Here is a 5,095-nt window from a genome sequence, read left to right on the forward strand (position 1 = left end):
GGCACGGGTAGATGCCATCGCCAGTGAGGCCCGGGACAAGCTGCCGGGCTATATGTTGCCGGCGTTTTATCAGCCGCTGGAGGCGTTGCCACTCAACGCCCACGGCAAAATTGACCGCATGGCACTGGCCGCACTGGAAGTGGACTGCTCCGATGCCAAGAGCCTGCCGGACAACCCTGCGGAACAGCGTCTGGCGCTGATCTGGCAGCAATTGCTCGGATGCGACACCGTATACCGGGAGGACAACTTCTTCCACTTGGGGGGACACTCCCTGCTGGCCACACGCCTGGTGGCCCAACTGCGGCAGGAATACGGAGCCAGTATCCAGGTCAGGGAGGTGTTTAGTACCCCGACACTGTCCGATCAGGCACGCATGATCGAAAACGCAGAGGCGTGTTCCGATAAAGCCACACTGCCGCCGATTGTACCGGTCGATGGGCGGGAGACGGCGCCACTGTCCTATGCGCAATTACGGCTCTGGTTTTTGTCCCAGTATATGGGTCCCAGTGCCGTCTACAATGTGCCGCTCGCGGTCAGGTTTGCCGAGTCCACAGACATCCAGTTATTGAAGCGGAGTCTGGAGACCCTGATCACACGTCATCACAGTCTCCGAACCCGGTTTGATGTGGTCGACGATGAGCCGGTCCAGCGGGTGGTGGAACCCTGGGAAATTCAAATTGAGTCGCTTGCGGATCCGGCAGAGATCGGGGTGGCGCAACTTCAGGCCCGGTATCAGCCTTTTGATTTGCGACAGGATGTACTGAGCCGACTGCGCCTGATAGATGCGGGTGAGGGGGAAGCGATACTGCTACTGACCCTGCACCACAGTGTGACCGACGGCTGGTCGATAGATCTTTTTTGGCAGGAGCTTCGCGCCTGCTATGAGGCACACCGACAGGGTGGCGATGCACTGCCGGCGATCAATATCCAATACGCGGACTTTGCCCACTGGCAGCGGCAGTGGCTCAATGAAGAGGTCCTGCAGGAACAGCTGGATTACTGGCACAAGACCCTAGATGGTCTGCCGCCGGAACTGAACCTGCCGACGGATCGCCCGCGGCCGGTCGAACAGAGTTTCCGCGGTGCCAATTTTGCCTGTCGCCTGGATGTTGCGCTGGTATCGCGGCTGATGAAGTTTTTCCAGGGGGGCAACGCGACACCGTTTATGGGTATGCTGACCGCGTTCAGCATGCTGTTGCACCGCTACAGCGGGCAGTCGGATATAGCCATTGGCAGTCCGGTGGCGAACCGGCACTGGCCTGAAACCCAAGAGGTTATGGGGTACTTCGCCAATACACAGGTTTGGCGTTTTTGCTTCGAACCGGATCTCTCACCGGCTGTGTTGTTGGAACGCACCCGGCAAATGGCCCTGGCGGCAATCGAGAACCAGGATGTTCCTTTTGAAATGCTGGTTGAGCATTTGAATCCGGAGCGCAGCCTGGGGCATTCGCCGCTGTTCCAGGTGATGTTTTCCTATGTGAAAAAAGCGATTCAGGCACCGTCACCGCAGGGGGAGCAGCAGCGGGCGGACCTGTCCTGGAAGACGCTGGCACTTCCCACCAGTATGCAATCGGGTTCCTCTCAGTCCAGTGCGGTGGCCCGGTATGACTTGTCGCTGACCGTTATTGAGGAGAAGGAGACCCTGGTGGCGGCGGTGGAATACAACACCGATCTGTTCGACCGGGATACCGTTGCCCGGATGATGCAGCATTATCAGCGCCTGTTGGAGGCGATGGTCACTGCACCCGGCAAGCCAATCGCTGCGCTGACGCTGCTGGATGAAATCGAATGTTATCGTCAGCTGGTGCAGTGGAACCATTCAGACGCTGCTCCTCCCAGCCGGGACCTTTGGCCGTGGCAGCGATTGGCTGCGCAAGGAAAACAGCAGCCCGATAGCATTGCCCTGATGGACGGCTTGCAGCAACTGAGTTTTGGCAGTCTGTTGGATCGCAGTGAACGACTGGCGGCCTATTTACAGACGCTCGGCGTAGCACCGGAAGTGCGGGTGGGCGTCTGCCTGGAGCGGGGCGCCGATGCGGTGTTGGCGGTTCTGGCTATCTGGAGAGCGGGTGGTGTCTATGTTCCTTTGGATCCGGATTATCCGTCAGAGCGTGTGCGCCTGCTGTTGGAAGATTGCCAACCCGCTGTGATCATCACACTGGACAGCATTGAACAGCGTCTGCTGGCCTCCATTGTTGCGACCCTGAACGAAAGCCCGGTTTGCTTTGCTCTTGATGCCAGGTTTTGGTCCCGGCTTCCCCAGCGGGCGGCAATAGAGCCCAATCTCCATCGGGATAATCTCGCCTACATCATTTATACCTCGGGTTCCACCGGTCGGCCCAAAGGTGTGGAAGTCAGCTGTGGCGCCCTGTCGTCACTTTTGGGCGGATTGGAAAGCTATGGGATTACAGCCTGCGGCAAGCGCTTTTTACAGTTTTCGTCGTTGATTTTCGACGCTTCAATACTAGAGCTGGGCATGCTGTTGGAAGGCGCTGGTCTGTTGATAGTGCCGGCCGAGGCGCGCCCTTCCGGCGCGCTACTCGAGGCATTTATCAACCAGTATTCCGCCGAAGTGGCGCTGCTGCCCCCTTCGCTGATTGCACACCTGGATCCTGAACGTGTGAGGGGGTTGCAACAGCTTATGGTTGGTGGCGAGGCACTCGACCCGGTGCAGGCTGGGCGCTGGCAGGTTCGCCGCACCATGGTGAACGCCTACGGACCGACGGAAACCACTGTATGTGCCACCCTGTCGACAGTCGCAGAGAGGGAGTCCTCCATACCCATCGGGCGGGGAATTGGCAGCAGCGACTGTTATGTGCTCGATGAATACGGCCAGTTGCTACCACAGGGCGCGGTGGGGGAACTCTATGTTGCCGGGGGGCAGTTGGCGCGCGGTTATAGGGACCGCGCCGGTCTGACTGCCGAGCGGTTTATTCCGCACCCGTTCAGTGAGGAGGAGGGTGCCCGGCTGTATCGCACGGGGGACCGGGTATGCTTCCGCGCCGATGGCAAGTTGGTCTTTCACGGCCGTGTGGACCAGCAGATAAAGCTGCGGGGATTCCGTATTGAGTTGGGTGAGGTTGAAGCCCAGCTGGCCCACTGTGCCCAGGTGAAGCAGGCGGCAGCCTTTGTCTATAAGGAGGTCATTGAAGCGGCAATAGTGCCCTGCGATACGGAAGTTGACTGGCAGGAGCTGGCCCAACAGATCAAAGCGGAGGTGTCGACACGTCTGCCCATGCATATGGTGCCGTCGAGAATAAGCCTCTTATCTGAATTGCCGATCAACCCTCAAGGCAAAATCGACCGCATGGCACTGGCCGCACTGGAAGTGGACTGCTCCGATGCCAAGAGCCTGCCGGACAACCCTGCGGAACAGCGTCTGGCGCTGATCTGGCAGCAATTGCTCGGATGCGACACCGTATACCGGGAGGACAACTTCTTCCACTTGGGGGGACACTCCCTGCTGGCCACACGCCTGGTGGCCCAACTGCGGCAGGAATACGGAGCCAGTATCCAGGTCAGGGAGGTGTTTAGTACCCCGACACTGTCCGATCAGGCACGCATGATCGAAAACGCAGAGGCGTGTTCCGATAAAGCCACACTGCCGCCGATTGTACCGGTCGATGGGCGGGAGACGGCGCCACTGTCCTATGCGCAATTACGGCTCTGGTTTTTGTCCCAGTATATGGGTCCCAGTGCCGTCTACAATGTGCCGCTCGCGGTCAGGTTTGCCGAGTCCACAGACATCCAGTTATTGAAGCGGAGTCTGGAGACCCTGATCACACGTCATCACAGTCTCCGAACCCGGTTTGATGTGGTCGACGATGAGCCGGTCCAGCGGGTGGTGGAACCCTGGGAAATTCAAATTGAGTCGCTTGCGGATCCGGCAGAGATCGGGGTGGCGCAACTTCAGGCCCGGTATCAGCCTTTTGATTTGCGACAGGATGTACTGAGCCGACTGCGCCTGATAGATGCGGGTGAGGGGGAAGCGATACTGCTACTGACCCTGCACCACAGTGTGACCGACGGCTGGTCGATAGATCTTTTTTGGCAGGAGCTTCGCGCCTGCTATGAGGCACACCGACAGGGTGGCGATGCACTGCCGGCGATCAATATCCAATACGCGGACTTTGCCCACTGGCAGCGGCAGTGGCTCAATGAAGAGGTCCTGCAGGAACAGCTGGATTACTGGCACAAGACCCTAGATGGTCTGCCGCCGGAACTGAACCTGCCGACGGATCGCCCGCGGCCGGTCGAACAGAGTTTCCGCGGTGCCAATTTTGCCTGTCGCCTGGATGTTGCGCTGGTATCGCGGCTGATGAAGTTTTTCCAGGGGGGCAACGCGACACCGTTTATGGGTATGCTGACCGCGTTCAGCATGCTGTTGCACCGCTACAGCGGGCAGTCGGATATAGCCATTGGCAGTCCGGTGGCGAACCGGCACTGGCCTGAAACCCAAGAGGTTATGGGGTACTTCGCCAATACACAGGTTTGGCGTTTTTGCTTCGAACCGGATCTCTCACCGGCTGTGTTGTTGGAACGCACCCGGCAAATGGCCCTGGCGGCAATCGAGAACCAGGATGTTCCTTTTGAAATGCTGGTTGAGCATTTGAATCCGGAGCGCAGCCTGGGGCATTCGCCGCTGTTCCAGGTGATGTTTTCCTATGTGAAAAAAGCGATTCAGGCACCGTCACCGCAGGGGGAGCAGCAGCGGGCGGACCTGTCCTGGAAGACGCTGGCACTTCCCACCAGTATGCAATCGGGTTCCTCTCAGTCCAGTGCGGTGGCCCGGTATGACTTGTCGCTGACCGTTATTGAGGAGAAGGAGACCCTGGTGGCGGCGGTGGAATACAACACCGATCTGTTCGACCGGGATACCGTTGCCCGGATGATGCAGCATTATCAGCGCCTGTTGGAGGCGATGGTCACTGCACCCGGCAAGCCAATCGCTGCGCTGACGCTGCTGGATGAAGTCGAGCGCTATCGCCAACTGGAGAGCTACAACGCCCCGACTCAATTTTCCGAGCCGCCGGCTTTTGTTCACCAAAGAGTGCAGCACTGGGTAGAGCGAAGTCCCGATGCCATAGCGGTGACC

Annotated in this window: 1 protein-coding gene; it reads left to right on the forward strand. The window is 58.8% G+C overall.

The features are described from left to right. Positions 1–5,095, forward strand: a 5,095-nt coding sequence (locus tag ABVT36_RS18665; protein WP_368457906.1) for an amino acid adenylation domain-containing protein, incomplete at both ends; no start/stop codon positions are given.

Source organism: Microbulbifer sp. TYP-18 (assembly GCF_040932045.1).
Lineage (GTDB): Bacteria > Pseudomonadota > Gammaproteobacteria > Pseudomonadales > Cellvibrionaceae > Microbulbifer.